Annotated in this window: 18 protein-coding genes; 9 read left to right on the forward strand and 9 right to left on the reverse strand. The window is 41.2% G+C overall.

Going from position 1 to position 21,501, the window contains the following annotated elements:
* Positions 1 to 102: 102 nt before the first annotated feature.
* Genes rplI through rpsF form a run of 3 tightly spaced genes read right to left on the reverse strand, consistent with a single transcriptional unit; the run spans position 103 to position 1,182 of the window.
* Complete coding sequence (gene rplI, locus R2Q66_RS01040; RefSeq protein WP_265840761.1) at positions 103 to 546, reverse strand: 50S ribosomal protein L9; 444 nt, start codon at positions 544 to 546, stop codon at positions 103 to 105.
* A 10-nt stretch (positions 547 to 556) separates the two neighbouring features.
* Positions 557 to 820: a 30S ribosomal protein S18 gene (gene rpsR, locus R2Q66_RS01045; RefSeq protein ID WP_008244392.1), complete on the reverse strand. Its 264-nt coding sequence runs from the start codon at positions 818 to 820 to the stop codon at positions 557 to 559.
* Complete coding sequence (rpsF, locus tag R2Q66_RS01050; protein ID WP_062550348.1) at positions 820 to 1,182, reverse strand: 30S ribosomal protein S6; 363 nt, start codon at positions 1,180 to 1,182, stop codon at positions 820 to 822. The genes rpsR and rpsF overlap by 1 nt, the downstream gene beginning before the upstream one ends.
* A gap of 279 nt (positions 1,183 to 1,461) precedes the next feature.
* On the opposite strand from rpsF, the gene R2Q66_RS01055 reads away from it, so the two are divergent.
* Positions 1,462 to 3,339 (forward strand): DNA polymerase III subunit gamma/tau, encoded by a 1,878-nt coding sequence (locus R2Q66_RS01055; RefSeq protein WP_316746003.1) that lies wholly within the window; start codon positions 1,462 to 1,464, stop codon positions 3,337 to 3,339.
* Here the strand turns inward: R2Q66_RS01055 and R2Q66_RS01060 are convergent.
* Entirely contained in the window at positions 3,317 to 3,739 is a 423-nt protein-coding gene (locus R2Q66_RS01060; RefSeq protein WP_316746005.1) for a hypothetical protein, read from the reverse strand. The genes R2Q66_RS01055 and R2Q66_RS01060 overlap by 23 nt on opposite strands.
* A 70-nt stretch (positions 3,740 to 3,809) precedes the next feature.
* Between R2Q66_RS01060 and R2Q66_RS01065 the strand changes: the two genes are divergently transcribed.
* Positions 3,810 to 5,873, forward strand: coding sequence for a TonB-dependent receptor (locus R2Q66_RS01065; RefSeq protein WP_316746007.1), 2,064 nt, complete (start codon positions 3,810 to 3,812; stop codon positions 5,871 to 5,873).
* 121 nt (positions 5,874 to 5,994) lie between these two features.
* Here the strand turns inward: R2Q66_RS01065 and R2Q66_RS01070 are convergent, their stop codons facing one another.
* From R2Q66_RS01070 to R2Q66_RS01085, 4 genes are all read right to left on the reverse strand, one after another.
* Positions 5,995 to 6,336 carry a single-stranded DNA-binding protein gene (locus R2Q66_RS01070; RefSeq protein ID WP_316746010.1) on the reverse strand — a complete coding sequence of 114 codons (342 nt, stop codon included), beginning with the start codon at positions 6,334 to 6,336 and terminating at the stop codon, positions 5,995 to 5,997.
* Between the two features lie 177 nt (positions 6,337 to 6,513).
* Complete coding sequence (locus R2Q66_RS01075) at positions 6,514 to 7,101, reverse strand: HPP family protein (RefSeq protein WP_316746012.1); 588 nt, start codon at positions 7,099 to 7,101, stop codon at positions 6,514 to 6,516.
* A 291-nt stretch (positions 7,102 to 7,392) separates the two neighbouring features.
* Complete coding sequence (locus R2Q66_RS01080) at positions 7,393 to 8,043, reverse strand: NAD(P)-dependent oxidoreductase (RefSeq protein WP_316746014.1); 651 nt, start codon at positions 8,041 to 8,043, stop codon at positions 7,393 to 7,395.
* An 82-nt stretch (positions 8,044 to 8,125) separates the two neighbouring features.
* Positions 8,126 to 8,536 carry an Rrf2 family transcriptional regulator gene (locus R2Q66_RS01085; RefSeq protein WP_316746016.1) on the reverse strand — a complete coding sequence of 137 codons (411 nt, stop codon included), beginning with the start codon at positions 8,534 to 8,536 and terminating at the stop codon, positions 8,126 to 8,128.
* A gap of 167 nt (positions 8,537 to 8,703) precedes the next feature.
* On the opposite strand from R2Q66_RS01085, the gene R2Q66_RS01090 reads away from it, so the two are divergent.
* From R2Q66_RS01090 to R2Q66_RS01105, 4 genes are all read left to right on the forward strand, one after another.
* On the forward strand, positions 8,704 to 9,747 hold the full coding sequence (locus R2Q66_RS01090) for a hypothetical protein (protein ID WP_316746018.1): 1,044 nt from the start codon (positions 8,704 to 8,706) through the stop codon (positions 9,745 to 9,747).
* Positions 9,748 to 9,908: 161 nt separating this feature from the next.
* Positions 9,909 to 12,224, forward strand: a complete 2,316-nt coding sequence (locus R2Q66_RS01095; protein ID WP_316746020.1) for a hypothetical protein — start codon at positions 9,909 to 9,911, stop codon at positions 12,222 to 12,224.
* A 20-nt stretch (positions 12,225 to 12,244) separates the two neighbouring features.
* On the forward strand, positions 12,245 to 12,883 hold the full coding sequence (locus R2Q66_RS01100) for a MarR family transcriptional regulator (protein WP_316746022.1): 639 nt from the start codon (positions 12,245 to 12,247) through the stop codon (positions 12,881 to 12,883).
* 118 nt (positions 12,884 to 13,001) lie between these two features.
* Positions 13,002 to 13,853: a methylated-DNA--[protein]-cysteine S-methyltransferase gene (locus R2Q66_RS01105; protein WP_316746024.1), complete on the forward strand. Its 852-nt coding sequence runs from the start codon at positions 13,002 to 13,004 to the stop codon at positions 13,851 to 13,853.
* Here the strand turns inward: R2Q66_RS01105 and R2Q66_RS01110 are convergent.
* Positions 13,840 to 14,775 (reverse strand): DNA-3-methyladenine glycosylase family protein, encoded by a 936-nt coding sequence (locus R2Q66_RS01110; protein ID WP_316746026.1) that lies wholly within the window; start codon positions 14,773 to 14,775, stop codon positions 13,840 to 13,842. The two genes, R2Q66_RS01105 and R2Q66_RS01110, sit on opposite strands and share 14 nt — an antisense overlap.
* A 145-nt stretch (positions 14,776 to 14,920) precedes the next feature.
* On the opposite strand from R2Q66_RS01110, the gene R2Q66_RS01115 reads away from it, so the two are divergent.
* From R2Q66_RS01115 to R2Q66_RS01125, 3 genes are all read left to right on the forward strand, one after another.
* Entirely contained in the window at positions 14,921 to 16,828 is a 1,908-nt protein-coding gene (locus R2Q66_RS01115; protein ID WP_316746028.1) for a 7TM diverse intracellular signaling domain-containing protein, read from the forward strand.
* A 314-nt stretch (positions 16,829 to 17,142) separates the two neighbouring features.
* Entirely contained in the window at positions 17,143 to 20,052 is a 2,910-nt protein-coding gene (locus R2Q66_RS01120) for a TonB-dependent receptor (protein WP_316746029.1), read from the forward strand.
* 12 nt (positions 20,053 to 20,064) lie between these two features.
* Positions 20,065 to 21,492, forward strand: a complete 1,428-nt coding sequence (locus R2Q66_RS01125) for a RagB/SusD family nutrient uptake outer membrane protein (RefSeq protein ID WP_316746031.1) — start codon at positions 20,065 to 20,067, stop codon at positions 21,490 to 21,492.
* Positions 21,493 to 21,501 lie beyond the last annotated feature (9 nt).

Below are 21,501 nucleotides of genomic sequence, written 5' to 3' on the forward strand. Positions count from 1 at the left end.
AGGTAAGAAGATTGGGGAATTCCCTATCTGTTGGGCGGCAAAAAAGGCATAAAAAAAGGGCTCTGATGAATCAGAACCCTTTTTTATATCGTGTAGATAAGATTACTCAGCTACTACTGCGAAAGGAACTTTAACTTTCACTTCTTTGTGTAAGTTTAAGTTAGCGATATATTCACCAACAAATTTAGGTTCAGTTTCGAAAGTAATACGGCGACGGTCAACATCAAAACCTTGTTGTTTTAATGCGTCAGAAATCATGATCGTGTTTACTGCACCAAAAATCTTTCCTGTTTCACCAGCTTTAGCACCGATAGTTAACTTCACATCTACTAAACGTGCAGCGATACCATCAGCATCTTTCTTAATTTTATCTTGTTTAAAAGCAGCTTGTTTCAAGTTTTCTGCTAATACTTTTTTCGCTGAAGGAGTAGCCAACTGACCGAATCCTTGTGGGATTAAGTAGTTACGACCGTATCCTGGCTTTACATTAACGATATCGTCTTTCTCCCCTAGGGATTTGATATCTTGTTTTAAAATAATTTCCATTTCTCAGCTCCTATTTTAATTGGTCAGCAACAAAAGGTAACAAACCAATATGACGTGAGCGTTTTACCGCTTGTGCCACTTTGCGTTGGAATTTCAATGAAGTACCGGTTAAACGGCGAGGTAAAATTTTACCTTGATCATTGATGAACTTTAACAAAAAGTTTGCGTCTTTGTAATCAATATATTTAATTCCGTTCTTTTTGAAACGGCAATATTTTTTTCTGTTATCGTCCACTTTTGGAGCAGTAACATATTGTATTTGATCTTTAGCCATTATCCTGCAACCTCCTCTTTCTTAGGTTTTTTGTTAAAAGCACCACTGCGTTTCTTCTCATTATACGCAACCGCATGACGATCTAATCTAATGGTAAGGAAACGTAGAACACGCTCATCACGTTTTAGTTCTAATTCCAATTTACTTACTAATTCACCTGAAGATTTGTATTCTGTAAGGTGGAAGAATCCGCTTGCTTTCTTTTCAATCGGATACGCTAATTTTCTCAAACCCCAATTGTCCTCTTGAACAATCTCGGCTCCGCTATCAGTGATGATTTTGCTGAATTTGGCTAATGCCTCTTTAGCAACCTCTTCTGATAACAACGGGGTTAGAACGATAACAGTTTCGTACTGATTCATTGTTATGATTAATTTATGTTTATTTCCCGCATTAAATACGGGGACGCAAATGTAGCAATAAATTATTAAAAATCAAATCATCTTAGTGTTTACCAAATAGATAGTTGAGACCTCAGTGGATATGCTGTCTGCTCAGGGGAAATCTAAAAGAGTGTATCGAGGTAAATAGACTAATTGCACACTGATAAAAGTCAAAAAACGCATAATATCATAATCTATTCATTTTATTTTCCAACAAATCCCTTCTCCTCCATAAAAAATTTATAATTTCGTTGTCGAATGGAGAATTTTATCGTTTCAGCCCGTAAATACCGTCCGGCAACATTTGAAACCGTTGTTGGTCAACATCACATTACAGGTACGCTTAAAAATGCCATCAAGAATAATCAACTGGCTCAGGCCTTTTTATTCTGTGGGCCGAGGGGAGTAGGAAAAACAACTTGTGCAAGGATTCTTGCCAAAACAATCAATTGTACCAATCTGACTTCTGAACAGGAAGCCTGTGGTACTTGTGATTCCTGCGTTTCATTTCAAACCGGTCATTCTTTTAACTTTCATGAATTAGATGCGGCTTCCAATAATTCTGTGGATGATATCCGTAGTCTGATTGAACAGGTTCGTATTCCGCCACAAGCCGGAAAATATAAGATCTATATCATTGATGAGGTGCATATGCTTTCGGCGAATGCATTTAATGCGTTCCTGAAAACATTAGAGGAACCACCATCTTATGCTATATTTATATTAGCGACTACAGAAAAACATAAGATCCTTCCAACGATCCTTTCCCGTTGTCAGATTTTTGACTTCAACAGGATTCAGGTTGATGATATTTCTACCTTACTGAATAAAATTGCAGAACGTGAAAGTATCAGTGTAGAAGCAGATGGCCTTCATATTATTGCGCAAAAGGCAGACGGTGGTTTAAGGGATGCCCTTTCCATGTTTGACCAGATTGTGAGTTATACCAATAAGAATGTAACTTATAAATCGGTAATCGATAACCTGAACATCCTGGATTATGATTACTATTTTAAACTGACTCAATATTTGCTAACCGCTGATGTGAGCAATGCGCTGATCCTTTTTGATGAAATCCTGAACAATGGTTTTGACGGGAATAACTTCATTAACGGACTGGCCAGTCACCTTAGAAATCTACTGGTAGCCAAAGACCCACAGACCACGAAATTACTCGAGGTCAGTGAAAATATTAAACAAAAGTATATCAGCCAAAGTCAGCAGACGCCTGTTTCTTTTGTCCTTACCGCCTTAAATCTTGCCAATCAGTGCGACCTGATTTACAAGAACAGCAAGAACCAGCGACTTCAGGTTGAACTGGCACTGATCAAAATGTGTCACATTCCATCAGTCCTGCAACTTGCACAACAACCTTTTCAAAACGCTGCAACTGATCAAAATCAGATTAAAAAAAAAACTAATGTAAGTCCGCCCGCAGCAGCTCCTGCTTCTGCCGCAGCAGTTTCAGCGCAAGCGTCGCCGTCGTTATCATCTACGGTCGCTACTTCTTCTTCGGCACTTGCAGCTCCAACGGTAGATAGTTCAACTGTTGCTACTGAATCTGCGCCAAAACCTATTCCCGCAGCAGCGGTAAGTGCGCCGGTAAAATCGGTAACTGCCCCTACTGCAAAAATTGCTTTAACTCAAAAGATCAGTCTGAACGGTAACAATACTACAGGAACACTTATCCCTTCTTTAACGGATTTGAATGCTAAACCTGGTGGTGTGGATAGCGATGAGCCAAAATATATCAGCGGAGATTCCAGAGATTCCTTTTCGGAAGAACAGCTATTGAGCTTATGGAATCAGTATGCGGAAGATGCAAAAACAGCAGGGAAGATCAATATCTACACCCTGATGATTGGTGCAGAACCTCAGCTGGAAGGCACAGAAGTGATCATTGCTAAGGTAGAACATAAGCTTCAGGAAGCCCTGTTACAGGAAGAAATGGTAGATCTGATGAATTTCATCAGACCCAGACTGAAAAACTTTAGCGTTTCTGTGAAAACGATTCAGGCGGCACGCGAAGTGGTAAACAGACTGTATACCAGCACCGAGAAATATCAGTTTCTGTTAGAGAAGAATCCTAAATTAGATGAGCTCCGCCGTAAGTTTAACCTTGACGTAAACCCTTAACTTTCTTTGTCGTTTCCGGAGTATCGTTGATGGGGTAACCTTCTTCGTCCAGGTCTTCCCGTTCGTCTTCAGGAGTTCTTGCCAGTAATTCATCTTCGGCAGCCAGGGCAACAATCTCGCCATAATCGATGTGCATACCTGCTTCTTCCAGGTTTTCTCCGATTTGTTCGTCATCATTGTACTCAGATCCGATATAAGGATTTGCCTCATCATAGGTAGAATTACTATCCTCGCCATTTGGCGCGGAAGTGTCATATGGTAATGGATGGTCGTAATCCTTTTCTTCCCCCCTTACATCATATACAAAGCTATTTTTGTTTTTATCGTAAGACAAATTGTCAAAATCTTTAGTCTCTCCCAGGTCTGTCGGATGAAGTTTATCCTTTTTTTCGGTACTCATAATGATCTAATTATAACATCATAACGTTATAAAATCTTTAATTGTTTTTGGATTATTAGCTTTGTTTACGATGAGAACATTTTTAGCGGTGTCGCTGGTATTACTTTCTTTTTCCGCTGTGTCACAGCAGCGGGATACGATAAACAGGTTAAAAGAAGTAGAGATTAAGCCTTATTTTTCTACGCAACCTTTATTAAGAGCCACCGGGGCTATCGGTTTGATTGACCGTTCTATGCTTGAAAAGCAAGCCGGAGGCTCATTAGTATCTGCCATGAACACGGTTCCCGGCATACGGATGGAGGAACGTTCTCCGGGTAGCTACCGTTTATCCATCCGCGGAAGTTTACTCCGCTCTCCTTTCGGGATCAGAAATGTAAAGATCTATTTTGATGAATTTCCCTTAACAGATGCCGGAGGAAATAGTTACCTGAATGCCTTAGATGTTGCTGCCCTAAACCGCATCCAGATTCTGAAAGGACCACAGGGAAGTCTGTTTGGTGCCAACTCCGGAGGAGTGGTTCTGATTGAATCGCAACAACCAGCCACAGATAGCATCCCTGCGACATTAAGATTAGAAACCGGCTCCTATGGTGGCTTTCGCCAAAGCGTGTCTGTCGGACAACAGCTCAAAAAATACAGTATTAACCTAACTCAGGCCTACCAGCGCAGCGATGGTTACCGCGACCATAGTGCGATGGACCGCAAATATTTTCAGGTTACACAACAACTGGATTACAGTAAGCGAAACCAGCTAAAAGCACTGATTTTCTATTCGGATTTACATTACGATACGCCAGGAGGCTTAAATGAGGCACAATATCTGGAGCGCCCAACCGCTTCCAGACCGGCTGCCGGCCCAATAAAAAGCGCCATTGAGCAAAAGGCAGGAATTTACAGCAATACCTTGTTTACCGGGTTATCCAACGACTGGGTCATTAATGATCATTTTAAGCATGTTGTTTCCATCTTCTCTTCTTATACTGACTTCAAAAATCCTTTCATCACCAATTACGAAAAAAGGAAAGAGCTGACTTTTGGTCTGCGCTCTTATCTGGAATATCAGGAGCAAACTACCCATTTCAATTACCGGTTCAACATCGGACTGGAAAGTGCGCAAACTTCCACTGATATTGTGAATTACAATAATAACCTGGGCAATCCGGCAGAACTTAAGGCCAGTGACGAATTAAAAGCCGCTACCAATTTTGGGTTTGTCCACCTGAACATTGACTTCCTACACAAATGGCTATTGGAATTATCCGCAAGTGGTAATTTCTACCAATATACTTACCAAAGCATTGCTCCTGTAGTCAGCGATAAAAAGACCAACCGCTTTGATTTTCAGCTGATGCCAAGGATCGCTTTATCGTATTTACTCAGTCCGCAGCTTTCTTTGCGCGCTGCGCTGAGTAAAGGCTATTCTCCACCAACCATAGCAGAAATCAGGGCTTCAAACCAGGTGATCAATGTAGACTTACAACCCGAATCCGGATGGAATCATGAAATAGGCATCCGTTATCAAAGTCCTGATCAGCGGTTTCACATTGACCTGACTGGATTTTATTACCGCCTTCAAAATGCCATTGTGAGACGCTTAGATCAACAGGAAAACGAGTACTTTGTCAATGCCGGGGGAACCAAACAATGGGGGCTGGAAAGTTCCTTTTCTTTATGGATTATTCCGGTCAACCCTTCTAAATTCGTCCGTGGTTTACAGTTCTATAATGCTTTTACCCTAAGTGATTTCAAGTTTGACCATTATACAGATAAAACTGCTGATTATTCGGGGAATCAATTAACAGGTGTTCCAAAGCAGGTGCTGATCAACAGCATCGATCTTCAGTTTCCCGGGAAATGGTCTTTATTTGCACAACACAATTACACTTCCAGCATCCCTTTAAATGATGCCAATACCGTTTATGCGAAAAAGTACCACCTGATTCAGGCCAGACTAAGCTGGAAAGCCTTAAAAGCCGGCAATTTCCCCATCGCAATATTTGCGGGAGCAGACAATCTTTTAAACACCAAATACAGCCTTGGAAACGACTTAAATGCCATGGGCGGGCGTTATTATAATGCCGCAGCAGGTAGAAATTATTATGCTGGCCTTTCCTTGCAGCTGAAAAGAAACTAAACATTTCGAGCCATTGCCCGAAATGTATCTTATCTATAAAGCGCTGCTTTTTAAGTGCTGGGTTTCAGTAATGCCAGGTGAAGCGTGCGATCCTACGCAGTTGTTTCCCAGGCGTGCTTTATCAGGCGTCTGTTTGCGTGACCAGCTCCAGGTGATTCACAAAGATCTCGGTACTGGATCGTTGATCTCCCTGCTTATCAACATAGTTTTGCACTTTTAGACTTCCTTCAATACTAAGGGCTACTCCTTTCTTAATTAGTAGTTCTGCCAGTTCTGCTTTCTTATTCCAAAACACCAGGCTAACCCATTGCGTCTTGCAAACGGCCTCTCCATTATGGTTCTTATAAAACTCATTAATGCCCATTCTCACCCTTGCCACTTTTCGCTCTCCGGCAAAATTAACAACTATGGGATCTGCTCCTGCGAGCCCGGTTAGGGAAACACTGTTTCTAAAATTATTCATCTTCATCAGATTAGTCATTGATTAATGAACAGTAACCGCTCTGATTACCGACACAACGAACTACCGTATTATTTTGAAGACTACCAATTTATATTACTAATATTTATAGTATTATTTCTCCACAACAGACCAATCCATACTAAAACATTATTCCATGGGCATCAAGAAAATATTCCTTTAAGCGGCAGGGTGTTTAGGATGTTTTCTTTTTCTAAACAGCGGTTTTGCCGGATAATGACGATGTCTCATATTATTGAAAACTAAAGCGACCAGAAACAGGATCATGACTCCAGTGAATACCGGCGATAAGACATATAAATAACCCATTTCCTTGATTTTGGCGCCACCAGTTACCGCGATTAACGCTGTGGCTCCACCCGGAGGATGTAGCGTTTTGGTGATCTGCATGGCTACAATAGACAGAGAAACTGCTAATGCACCTGCAATCCAGACTTCATTGGGAATTACTTTTAAGACGGTTACGCCTATGATTGCGCAGATGACATGGCCACCAATCAGGTTCCTTGGCTGTGCCAGCGGGCTGTTGATAATTCCATAAATCAATACGGAAGAAGCGCCAAATGAACCAATCATAAATAGATTGTCATTTGCAACCATATATTGACTGTTTAATAATCCAATTAAACCAATTCCTATAAAGGATCCGATAAAAGTCAGTACATGCTCTTTTGCATCAATTAAAGTTTCCCGATACAATACATATCTCGCTCTCCGGTAATGTTTTCTTATGATTTTTCCTGGCATCTCAATCTTTATTCGCGACAAAAGTACCACAATCTCATTTGAAAATCCAGTAATCGGATCGTCATGATTTCAATAATAGCGTATTCGCAGAAAGAAGCTGGATTAGTTTGATAAAAAAAACCTTTCTCTGGATTCTAGTCTGAGCTAAAATCCAGAGAAAGGTTGTTATCTACCAGGTACTTATTTATAAGCCAGGTAATTACAAGACTTTTTTACAAGGCCCTAATTTACAGGTTGCTTATTTACAGGCTGCTTATTTACAAGGTGCTGCGACCTTCCTGAATCTTTTGATTAGTACCCTGCGGTAAATCTTTGTTTCAGATGTTTGGCTTGTTCCAGTTCATCAACAATAACTACTGCCAGATCCTGTACAGAAAGCGAGCATCTTCCGGCTTCATCAAATACCGGGTTTTCGCTGCCTAAACGATATTGGCCGGTACGTCCGCTTGTAATCCCAGGATGCATTTCTATCGCCGGACTAAAAAACGTCCAATCCAGTTCCGTTTCTTGTTTGATGATATTCAGATAATCCCTGGCAGCGGTTGCTCCTGCTTTATAATCAGCTGGAAAATCCGGACCATCAACCAGTTGCTGGTCGTTAATAAACAAACTTCCGGCACCACCAATTACAATTAAACGGGGTATACCAGCATCTTTTACTGCTTTCTGAATCGCTTCAGCTCCCGCAATAAAATCAACGTAAAGATTTGGATTGGTCCAACCTGCATTAAAAGCACTGATTACCGCATCAGATCCTTTAATCGCTTCCGATAATTCCACTGTGTTTAATACATCAACTTCTTTTACGGTTAGCTGTGCATTCTTTTCTTTTACATGAGCTGCTGTTCTTACGATTCCCGTCACCTGGTGACCACGGTTTAACAATTCTGTTAATAAATGTGAGCCTACAAAACCACTCGCTCCAATTAATGATACTTTCATATTTTCTATTTTATTTAATTAGGTAATGTTAATCTTAGTTCTATATTGTAATATTATTTGTTACAGTTATGGTTAAAAAAAATCAACTGAACTTGTTGCTGAAATCAGCCAAAGTTTTCTTAGACAATTCCTGAATTAAAACCTGCTCGGTACTATCGTATAATGCATTTAAATGATGGTTTATCTGTTTACCTACCGGACATTGTGGATTAGGATCATTTTTAGAGGTTCCTAACAGATTATTTTGCCTTACAGCGGTATAAACCTGATCTAAGGTAATGCTTTCTGCTGATTTAGCCAGGAAACTACCCCCGTTTTTACCTTCTTTACTTTCTACAAAACCCTGATTCCTAAGGTTAATCAATTCCTTTCTGACCAGAACAGGGTTGATATTGATGCTTCCCGCGATATAATCCGAAGACAACAACTCCCCTTTCGCTTTTTCGAGCAAAGTGAGGATGTGTAAAGAAATGGCGAATCTTGCGTTGTTCATTCTGTAATTATTTTTATTACAGTACAAAGGTAGATGAATAATTGTGATTTCCAAAAAATATTTTGGAATCTTAGCTAAGTTTGGCGTCATACCTAAGTATGGAACCATACAGAAGGTTAACTTTGCGGCAGCTACCGGAATAAATACTGAAACACTTTTGATAAACAATGAAACACCCTTTTTCTTCCTTATATCTTTTACGTCTCTTTTTACTCTTGCTCAGTCTGTCTGTGCTGGCTGCTTGCCAAGGGCCGGGCAAGGCCGATACTGCTTTTTATTATTGGAAACAAACCTTCTCCCTCGATAAGCCACAACACGAAATGCTGGAAAAAGTAGCCAGCCATCAGCTTTACCTTCGTTTCTTTGACATAAAATGGGATAAAAAAGCGCAGCGTGCTTATCCGGAGGCAGTCATTAACTTTAAGCAAAAGATAAGTACAAAGCTGATTCCGGTGATTTTCATTACCAATCAAACCTTTGAAAAACTGAGCCTACCGGGTGTAGATAGTCTGGCGATGCACAGCCACAAATTAATCGCAAAGCTGGCGGGCAGCCAAAAACTCCAATATGATCGGGTTCAATTTGATTGCGACTGGAGTCTGAGTACAAAAGACAAGTACTTTCATTTTCTAAAGACCTTCAAAGCCATCAGCAATAAACAACTGGAGGCCACTATCAGATTACATCAGGTCAAATATCAAATCAAAACCGGCGTTCCTCCCGTAGACCGCGGCGTCCTGATGTTTTACAATATGGGCAAGATCTCCGCCAATCCTACTGATCCGAATTCCATTTATAATGAAAAAGATGCAGAAACTTATATCAGCTACCTCCCAAAATACCTTTTACCACTAGATATTGCCTTGCCGCTATTCTCCTGGTCTATCCAGATAAGAAACGGTAAAGTTATTCAGGTATATGGTAAAATTGGCAAATCTATCTTGTCGGATCAAAAGAACTTCCGGACTACTGTCCATAAAAATATCTTTAAAGCCTGCAGAAGTTTTTTCATTGCAGGCGTTTATGTCAAAACGGATGACATTTTCAAATTGGAAGAAACAGATCAGGAACTTTTAGACCAGGCTGCAACACAACTGGCCAGACATTTGAGCAAAGATGAGCACAGAACTATTATCTATTATGAAATTGGAAACCTCGACCCAGCGGTGTTTAAAGCCAAAGCTCTTCAGGAAATTTCCAGCAGATTTTAGGGGCAAATTCTTATCCATTCGTACCTTTACCTTATTAAATACGGAAAGGATTAATCGGCGAAGCTTACAAACACTAACCGTTCATCATACATCCAATCAGCAAAACATTGAACATCGAAAAACACCCATATAAAACACTAAAGCATACTCCCCTACCTCCTATGAAACTGCTAAATTCAACAGCTAAATTATTAAAACGTTACGTTCCGGAAAAGTTTTTGATCATTCTCGGCCTATCTACGCTATCCCTTGCCGGGGTGGTTTGGGCCTGTGCCGACTATGGTTATGACGACGATTATTCGAGCTTCAGTCCGGAAGCCTTTGTGGCCAAAGAATACACTCCTTTTTTCTACTCTGATTTTTCTGCGTACTACGTAAAGGACTATAATTATGACAATGATAACTCCAATACACGTTTCAACGATCAAATTGTAAAGGAATGGTCTGATTATTTCGGACAAAAACTAAGCAAAACTGACCTTCAATATCTGTTATTACGTGCCAGTGAAAAAGGCATTGATTCCGTATATCAGAACTACAAAGGGAAATTAGAAGTCCTTCCGGATAGTCTCCCTCAATTGAGGAAGCTGAAAATAAATAAAAAGCAATTGAATGCTTTCTTCGACTACCTGAGTCTGGCCAAGAAAAGCGAAACCTATGCAGCCGGCTATAAATCTTATTACTATTGGGATGAGAAACAGGAGTTCAGCGCACCTGAGGCTTTTGAGGCGGACTTACTATTGGCATTAAAAAAAGCAAAAGACCCGTTTATTAAGCAAAGACTATGGTTTCAACTGGTTCGTTATTACTATTTCTCGGAAAGAGCTGCCGGTGTAAAACCCTTAAAAGATGCCTCAACTATTGCTGCTTTTAACCTATACAAAGACGTCTTCCCTAAGAATATGATGTACTACAGAACGTTGGGTTATGTAGCGGGACGACATTATTATGCAGGTGATTATGCAACTTCCAATTACCTGTTCAGTCTTTGCTACGACTATTCAAATGAGATGAAGATTCCTGCAAAATGGTCTTTCCGTCCAGATGCAGATGCGGATTGGAAACAAAGTCTGGAGATGGCTAAGACAAAAGAAGAGAAAATCACCCTGTGGCATTTAATGGGCATCTATTACGATACAGAAAGGGCGATTCCTGAAATCATTGCTTTAGATCCTAAATCAGAAAAGCTGGACTTATTACTGAGCAGGGCGATTAACATTACAGAATCCGCTTTCCGCAATTATTATGGTGGAAAAGAAGATTCTACCTCCACCTTAAAGAAAAACACGGCATTAATCAGCGGAATTGCCCTGGCCAATAACACCGGAAAACCTTATATCTGGAACCTTGCCGCAGGATATTTAAACTTCCTGGATAAAAACTATAGCACCGCAGCGAAGTTTTACAAAACAGCAAAAACACAATTACCGGCAGACAATGAGCTGTTAATGGCTCAATATAAAATTCTGGACTGGGGATTATATGTTCGTCAATTGAAAAAGATTGATGCCGCAGCAGAGGCGAAAATGATAGAACCACTAAACTGGTTTGCCAATCTTAAAGAAGGAAAAGACACCATCCCTGACCTTAGGTTTTATCAGTCGCTCAATGAAAGTCTGGGCGTAATTTCTGATTTATATAAAAAACAAGGGAACCCGGTTAAGGCCACTATTTTCAGAAGTTACAATGAGTTTTACACCAAAAACCAACAGATTGAGCAATTGAAAAGTCTGATGTTGAATAACAATCAAACCGCTTTTGAACAAGCCATGCTGCGTTATTACCCTTACCAGTTAGACGATATTTATTTCTATCAGGCTACAGCGCTTGTTTTTCAGGATCAGCCGGAGGCGGCCATTCCGCTTTTAGCAAAAACCAGTCGTCAGAAAGATACTTTGCAGGCCAATCCATTTAATATGCGTTTAAATGATTGTCACGATTGCGATCAGCAGATGGCACAGTCTAAAAAATTCAATTCCATGGAGTTACTCCGGATGATGAAAAATATGAAAGCAGAGCTTAAAGCCGGCAGAAATGTATACAACAACGCTTATCTGTTAGCCAATGCCTATTACAACATCAGCTATTATGGCAATAACCGCTACTTTTACGTATCCAGCCTAACCGATACTTATGGCAGCAGTGCTTTCAGTGTTCCGGCACCATTCAGGCCGTTATACCTTTCCGGAAAACTTGCTGAAAAGTATTACCTGATGGCCAGAGCGGCGACAAAAAACAAGGAACAACAGGCACGTTGTACTTTTATGGCCAGCAAATGCGAGCGTAATGAGAGTTATAACAGATCATTTGATCTTCCTGAAAATAAAGGGGCCAATGCCTGGAGTGTAGAAATCCATCCGATGTATTTTGGACAGAACTTCTCCTTACTGGCAAAACAATACGCTGACACGCGGTTTTATAAGGAAGCGATAGAAGAATGCGGATATTTCCGTCAGTATTTAAACTCGCTAAACTAAATTTAGTAAAGGAATTCAGGATGATGAAACCAATTGTTGAACTGATTACGGCATGGGCCGATTATGAAAGCAAGAATCCCGCTGCCAATGCAGCGGAATTCTGCAGTCATTTTTTGATGGACCATAAAGGGCAGAATATATCGGATAAAACACCGGTTACGCTACAAGATAAAGACGTAGATCAGGAACTGGCCGGCCTTATCGGTCAGTTAAACTCCATTCATGTCATTTATGCCAAAGCCGTACTGAAGGAATATCCGGGCATTGAACTGGAATGGTTTTACTTTATGAAGGCTATAGACAGGCACAAAGAAGCAAGAAAATCGGATGTCATTGCAGCCGTGTTTTTTGAACAATCTACTGGTATTGACATCCTCAACAGAATTAAAAAAGCAGGTCTACTGATCGAAAGAAGTGATCCCGCGGATAAAAGAGCCAAGCTGATCAAGTTGAGTACTAAAGGTGAAAAGCTTTTGCAACTGTTACATCAAAGTTTATTCAAAGCAGATCAATTGTTATTCCATGAGCTTTCTGCATCTAATAAGAAACTCCTGATTAATCTATTGACTGATACGCAGCAGAAACACCAGATCCTGATTTCTGAAAACAGACATAAACAACTGGAAGGCTTAAGTAATACGGTTCCGGAAGCGGAATAATTTCTGATTGCGCAAGTTTCGGGTTTTATCCTCCTGCTATCTCCCTTAATTTTGAGGTGTAAATAGTAAACAGCGGAGCTCAGATTTTCAAACCAGGAGAACATTAGACTTTAAAACCATGGAAACATCCAATCAAATAGATTACCAGAGAATTGAAAAGGCGATTGAATACCTAAAGACTAATTTTAAACAACAGCCTTCCTTAGAAGAAATTGCCGAACACGTTCATTTAAGTCCTTTTCACTTTCAGCGGATGTTTAGCACATGGGCGGGTGTGAGTCCGAAACAGTTTCTTCAATACCTGAGCATAGAATATGCAAAGGGTATTTTAAGAAAACAAAGCGGCAATTTAGCTGAAGCAGCGTACGAGACCGGTTTATCGGGCACCAGCAGGTTACATGACCTTTTCATCAAAATTGAGGGAATGACACCCGGAGAATTCAAAAACGGAGGTCAGCAATTACAGATCAATTACAGTTATGCTGAAAGTCCTTTTGGCCCCTTATTGGTCGCTTCTACCGCTAAAGGCATCTGCTATATGGCCTTTTCTGATGATTCTGACCTGGCATTTTCTGAACTGCAACAGCGCTTCCCCAATGCTCAGTATCAGCAGCTATTGGATCAGTTACAACAAAACGCACTTTATATATTCAGTACAGACTGGAGCAGGTTATCCGAGGTAAAACTCCATTTAAAGGGTACGGATTTTCAGATCAAAGTATGGGAAACCCTCTTAAAAGTACCTTCAGGGGAGCTGGCGACTTACGCTGAGCTTGCCAATACCATCGGAAATCCAAAGGCCAATCGTGCAGTAGGAACGGCAGTGGGTAGCAATCCGATTGCATTTCTGATCCCTTGTCACCGGGTAATCAAATCTACAGGTGAGCTGGGCCAATACCATTGGGGAGCTGCCCGAAAAACAGCCATGATTGGTTGGGAAGCGGCAAAGAACGAGGTTAAACTCGCTTAGAAAGGGTTCTCCAGAGGTAAAATACCAGATAACTTTCCCATTCGGGATAGTCATTAAAGAAGGCCGCTATACCGGCAACATCCTTTTTATCCTGAATCAGGTCCAGATTGATCAAGGCATTCAACAGCCCTGCATCGCCATGAGGAATACAGGAACGCTCCTTCAGGCTTTTCATTAAGGCATAGTTTGCTGTCCAGATTCCTACCCCTTTTACACTGACCAGCGCTTTTTGACGGGCAGCAAGATCTGGCATTCCGCGCAATCCGGCTTTACTGAGTTGCTGGTTAGCAAAAGCTTTTGCGATTTCCAACACATAACTGGCCTTACTTCGAGAAAACTGCATTGCTTGTAAATCTTCCGGTGCTGCTTTTGCCAAAACAGCAGGATCAGGGAATAAGAAATAGCGATTCCCCTGAAAATCTAAAGTTTCGCCGTAGCGTTCTACCAGTTTCCTTTTTAGCTTATAAGCGAAGGTTAAGTTGATCTGTTGTCCGATGATTGCCCAGCAAATCGCCTCAAATAAATCAGGGATACCGATCATCCGAAGGCCATAGTAGTCTTCTTTCATAAAAGACAAGCGGGGGTTCTGCGTAATCAGGGTATAAAAAGGATTAAGATCCAGTTGGAGGTCAAACCACTCGTCGAGATAAATTCTCAGTTCTGTTTCTTCTGCGGGGGCTAATGATCTGTTCAAAACAGAAACCATTAAATGAGGAGCAACAGAAGCCATATTATTACCTATCCCACTAACACCCTTTTCAATCTGAACCAGTGCTATTCCTTCTTTCAACCGAATCGCTTTGCACACCTTATCTTTATCCACTTGATACAGGCAATCGTCAAAGCCCCGGTCTAAAAACCAAAGACACTCTCCGAAGTTAAAATCAGCGGGAACAGCAAGGATGAAAGGGCAAGGCAGCATTATACAAAAATAGTCATTTGACTATAAAATTAAACCCGATTCTTGCTAAATCAACCTCCTGAGCCTGAGTACAACAGGACTCTTCTTGTGGGTTAAGATTATTAACCCGACCTTTGCGGCATAATTTAATTTGCGGTCCTTAACCATGTCTTCAAAACTCTTATTTCTATACAAAGCGATTTTCCTGATTACCGTTCTCACTTTTTCGATCAGCAATAATTTGAGGGCTCAGGAAGTTGTAGAGATAAACGACAGCATTGACCAGCATATTTTTTCTTTTAAACAGATTGATATTCTTCCCGACACTTCCGGAAAGTTAAATTTTGAACAGATCCGTAGTAAAGCTATTTCAGAGCAGTTTAAACCGAGTAAAACCAGCACCCCTCAAACCACTAAAATAAACGGAATTTACTGGTTCAGGATCAATATTAAAAACAACAGCAAGGCAGAGAAACACTTTTTACTGGAGTTTTTCGACCAGACCTTAGACCATGTTACCGCTTACATCCCGCAGAAAGACGGCAGTTATGAAGCCAAAGAATTTGGCGATACCTACCCCTTCCAAAACCGGATCTTACAACATAAAAACTTCGAACTAGAGCTATCCAACGATAACGACGAAGTACAAACCTATTATTTCAAGATCCAGTCCTCCCAGATTGGCGATGCGATTATCGTGTTGCGTTCTGTAAACTGGTTCATTTCCTATGCCCTCGACGAGTACTTTTACTTCGGTATTTTCTATGGAATGATCCTCGTGTTCAGCTTTTACAACCTGATCATGTTTATCGCTATGCGCCAGAAGCAGTACTTATACTATGTACTTTACAACCTGAGTGTCGGCTTCTTTGAAATGAGTACGGATGGCATCGCCTATCAATATTTATGGCCTAACCAGCCCGGGTGGAACCAGATTGCCTATGCTGTGGCCCTATATGCCGTCAGTATTTTCGCCTTGCTCTTTACCCGGGAACTGTTATTTGTAAAGGCGAAAGCACCCAAATTAAACCGCCTCATTTTAGGCGTCATTGCCGTCAGAACCGTCTGGTTTCTCTACTGTTTACTGTTTAACCAAAGCCTGTTCAGCTATAAATTTATAGAGGCTATCCCCTTATCGGTGGCCTTCTTTACCGGTATATACATCTACAAACAAGGTTATCTACCTGCCAGGTTCTTCGTATTGGGCTACAGTTTCCTGTTTTTAGGCTTCCTGCTCAAGTTCTTAATCATGCTTCATTTCTCCTTTTTAAACTTTGGAGCGATCAGTTATTACAGTCTCAGCTTCTGTTTTATTCTGGAAATGGTATTCCTGTCCTTTGCCATAGGCGATAAGGTGAGTATCCTGAGAAAGAAGAAAGACATTGTGCACCGGCAGATGATCCGTCAGATGGCGGAAAATGTGAAGCTGAAAGACAGCTTAAACCAGGAGTTGGAAGAAAAAGTAGAAGAGCGTACCAGGGAAGTATATCATAAATCCCTGATTATTGAAGCCAAGAACGCGGAATTACTGGATGTGAACGACCGGTTAAAGCAGCAGGCGGAAGAGATTTCGAGGATGAACACCTTGCTGGAACAAGACAATCAGGAGCTACAAACCAATGTAGAAAAGGTAACGCGCGACCGGGTGATGTCTACCGATGTAGACTTTGAAGAGTTCAGCAAGATCTATCCGGATAAAGAAAGCTGTAACCTGTTCCTGTCCGACCTGAAATGGAATAACGGTTATCAATGCCGGAAATGTAAGAACGACCATTTCTACAATGGCCATATTGCTTATAGCAGAAGGTGCAGCAAATGTGGCTATGAAGAATCGGTGACTAGTTTCACCATTTTCCACAATACCCGCATCCCGATTGTGAAGGCTTTTTACCTGATCTTCCTGGTGTATACTTCCAAGGGAAAAATCTCTTCTCATAAACTAGCCGAGGTATTGGGCATCCGTCAAAGCACTTGCTGGACTTACGGATCGGGCATCAAACAACGGATGGAAGAACGAAAATCGCAGCTCAAAAAAGCGAGCAAAAACGGCTGGAGTCAGCTGGTTTTAGACTAAACACAGTCGATAATTCTGGAAATTCACGCTTCCACAGGATACAATCCGGTGATTTGACATTTTTTTTACTTGTTTAATACAAGGGTACTCAACCGTATCAGATCAGCTAAACGCTGAGGCTGATTCCATACCCCTATGCCCTGTATATCAGCGCATAAGCCTATTTCACAGCTATGGTACTAAAGCGTATCAAAACCAACGCAACAATCTAATTATCAGTTAATTAGGTAAAATAAACTATTTCAATCACTAGGAATTAACATAAAATCAACGTTAACTTTATCACATCAAATTCATTAAACAAAGCAAAAATTATGAGAAAAAAGTTTACTCTTTTTATCCTTAGCTTACTCTGTAGCATCTCTGTGAGTATGGCGCAGGAGCTTAACGTTAAGGGAGAGGTGAAAGACGAAAAAGGTCTGCCACTTCCAGGTGTTTCTGTTAAAATCAAAGGAAGTACCAAAGGCGCAATGACCGGTGGAAACGGTAAGTACACGCTGACAGCTCCCGGCAATGCTACTTTAGTTTTCTCCTTTATTGGTTATAAAACTATAGAGCAGGCAGTAAACAACAATACTACTGTTAACGTAAATCTATCCGAAGACAATAATGAATTGAACGAGGTAGTGGTGATCGGTTACGGTACGACTACAAAGAAAGACCTGACTACAGCGGTGACGACGATTTCTTCTAAAGACCTGAAAAACCAACCTATCGTAAATCCTTTACAAGCAGTACAAGGTAGAGCGGCAGGTGTACAGGTAACGGCAGAATCCGGTAAACCAGGTGCAGAGATTTCGATCAGCATCCGTGGAAATACTTCCATTACCGCATCAAACAGTCCGCTGTATGTAATTGACGGGGTGACTTCCAGAAGTGCAGCTTTCTTAAACCCGAATGACATTGAATCCTTAACTATATTAAAAGATGCATCCGCAGCAGCGATTTACGGATCAAGCGGTGCGAATGGTGTGGTTTTAATCACGACTAAAAAAGGCGTTTCCGGCAAAGTAAAAGTAGAATTCAATGCTTTTACCGGTATCTCAAAATTCTGGCGCAAGCAGGATGTATTGTCGGCTGACCAATACATTGGCCTGATGAAAGAATTGGGTTATACCACCTTTGGCGATGGCAGCAATACCGACTGGCAAAAAGAAACTTTCGGCACAGGTACTCAAAACCAATATCAGGTATCCTTATCTGGTGGTGGCAATGGTGGCAACTTCTATCTTTCATCCGGATACCAACGTGATAAAGGAATTGTAGCTCCGGCAGAACTGGAAAGATATACCGTTAACTTTAACGGATCACAGGCAGCAACTTCCTGGTTAAAATTCACTGCTACCGGTGCAGTAACCGCAAGAAACTCTATTGATGTGAGTGACAATGCAGGTGTTGCCCGTGGAGGAACGATTTTATCCGCATTAACTACGCCTTCGACGATTGGTATTTACAATCCTGATGGCACCTACACGACTATCCCTAACTCTGGTGGATGGGACAACCCTATTGCTCAGGCATTTGGTGCGAAAAACAAAACCAAAAACCTACGTTTTATCGGTTCATTGGGTGGAGAAATCAAGTTTACTAAAGACTTAATCTTCAAATCTACCATCAGTACCAATATCAACAACAACGAATACAACTACGATCTTGATGCCTTCCGTACTACTTATGGTCGCCAGGAAGGTGGTATTATGAGAAACAACGTTACCAATGACAATGTATGGTTAAATGAAAACATTTTGACCTATACCAAAAACGTTGGTAAAAATGCATTTTCAGCAACCGGTGGTTATACCCTGCAAGCTTCAGATTATCAATTGAACGAACATGAAGAAAACAGGTTCTATGATCCACAAACAGGTCTTAAAAACGATAAATCTTCAGTAGTACCTAAAGTACCACAACGCGCACAATGGTCAAAACAGTCTTACCTGACCAGAGTAACTTATGCGTATGACAGCAAATACCTGTTCAGCGCAAACTTTAGAGCCGATGGTTCTTCCCGTTTCAGCGATAAGCAGCGTTTCGGTTATTTCCCTTCTGCTTCCGCAGGATGGAGAATCTCCGGTGAAAACTTCCTGAAAGACAGTAAAACCATTAATGATTTAAAAATCAGAGGTAGCTGGGGTAAGGTTGGTAACGATGAAGGAATCGGTGACTATGCCTGGAGAAAACTTTATACAGAAAATGCACAGGGTGATTATAACCTGACCAACCTTAAAAACACGGGTTTAAGCTGGGAAACCACTACCCAGACCAATATTGGTTTAGATCTAACGATGTTGAACAACAGAGTGACTTTCACTGCTGATGCGTATTTGAAGAAAACCAACGATCTATTGATCAAAGTACAGTTGGCACCATCTTCAGGATTTGCGGAACAAGCTTACAATGTAGGTTCGATGGAAAATAAAGGGATGGAATTTACACTATCCACTAAAAACGTAGAAAGAGAAAAATTCAGCTGGTCTACAGACATGAACATCTCCTTCAACAAAAACAAAGTAACCAGTTTAGGTGCTTCTACCCCATCACTTGATTTCGGTGGTATTTACTCCCGTACTTCAGCGGTGCGCGTAGTAGAGGGCAGACCATTGGGTAGCTTCTACGGCTTCGAATATACAGGTGTAGATCAGAAAACAGGATTGGCTACTTATGCAGACTTAAACGGTGACAATAAAATTGACAATACGGACAGAACCTTTATCGGCTCTGCACAACCTGACTTTATCTATGGAATGACCAATAACTTCCGCTATGGTAACTTCGGATTGAACATCTTCTTCCAGGGTGTTCAGGGTAACCAGATGTTCAATGCTTCGAGAATTGATTTAGAAGGTCTTTATGACTCTAAAAACCAAAGCGCAGCAGTATTGAACCGTTGGACTCCAGAAAACACCAATACAGATATCCCAAGGGCAGTAAAAGGAAATACCGACAATACCCGTACTTCCAGCAGATTCGTAGAGAACGCTTCTTACCTGCGTTTAAAAACCGCTACCCTTTCTTACAACTTCGGAGATGCCTTTTTAGGCCGCATGAAAATGAGCAAGTTTACGGTATTTGCAACCGGTTACAACATTCTAACCTTCACCAAATACAAAGGTTTAGATCCTGAAGTAAGTCAGTATGGCGCAAACGGCCCTAATATGGGCGTGGATTACGGTACTTACCCACAAAGCAGAAGCTTCCTTTTAGGTGTAAACGTTGGATTTTAATAACAAAGAGACATGAGAATTAAATTATATTCAATTTTAGCAGCCGCAGCCCTTACTATGGGCTTACAGACCAGCTGCAAGAAAGATTTTTTAGACAAGAACCCATTCAACCAGGTGACGCCGGAAGAAGCTTTTGTAGACCTTAAAGGGGCAGAAAAGTTACTTTCAGGAGCTTACGGAGGGATGTATAACAATACCCATATCTGGGATTTCATGCTTAACGGTGATGTAATCGCAGATAACTCTTATGCTGGTGGTGATAACCCGGCAATGTTCCAGATGGATGAGTTCCGCGTAAATTCTACCAATGAAGTGTTGGAAAGAGACTGGTCGGAATTGTATTCGCAAATCAAAAATGCGAATGAGGTGTTGGAAATTGTTCCGGGCATCCAGGATCCTGAATTAGATAAAGGCGACAGAAGAAACCAGATTCTTGCAGAAGCGTCAGGGATCAGAGCTTACCTGTATTTATACCTGGTGCGCTTATGGGGACCAGTACCAATTGTACTGAAATCTCCGGAAAAACTGGAAGATATGCATGTATCAAAGTCTAGTGTGGATGCGGTTTATGCACAAATCATTAAAGACCTGGAATTTTCATTGGCCAATGCCAGAACAACTGCTCCTAACAAAGGGATCATCACTAAAGGGATAGCCAATGCGTTATTGGCGAAAGTATATGCCACTAAACCTAATCCGGACTGGAATAAAGTAAACCAATATGCGGATGCCGTAATTGGTGGTGGATACTCACTTTTCGGTAGCTATGATGGTTTATTTACCGGTGCAAATAAAAACAATTCTGAGTCGATCTGGGAAATGCAGTTTGATGGTGGCAAAGGTGCAAACCTTCGCTCCAACTGGATGCCAAGTGTGATTGTAGGTGCCGGATGGAAAAAATTCTGTACGCCAACCAATGATCTTGCAGCGGCATTTGACGCAGAAGGTGACCAGATTCGTAAGAATTCGAGTATTAAATTCCTGAATGTAGCAAATGAAGGCTGGAGCGATTCTTTCTGGCCAAAAACACAGTACCCATACATCAACAAATACAGAACCGGCGACCTTGCCAATATCTATATCCTTCGTTTGGCAGATATCATTCTATTGAAAGCAGAAGCTTTGAATGAAATCAGTGGCGCTGGATGGGCGCAAGCGAAACCATTAGTAGAGCAGATCAGAAACAGGGTAAACCTTGGGGCTACTCCTGCCACAGATCAGCCGGCAATGCGTTTGGCAATCGAAAAAGAACGTCGTCTGGAGCTTGCTTTTGAGGGGCACCGCTGGTATGACCTGGTACGTACAAACCGTGCTGTTGCAGTAATGAACGCACAAAAAGACGGAAATGGCGCATCATTAAACTACAACCTTACTGCCGACAAAATCTTATTGCCTATGTCGCAGAGAGAAACGGATAGAAATCCAAACATCAACAAATAGATTTTACCG

Source organism: Pedobacter gandavensis (assembly GCF_032677645.1).
GTDB lineage: Bacteria > Bacteroidota > Bacteroidia > Sphingobacteriales > Sphingobacteriaceae > Pedobacter > Pedobacter gandavensis_A.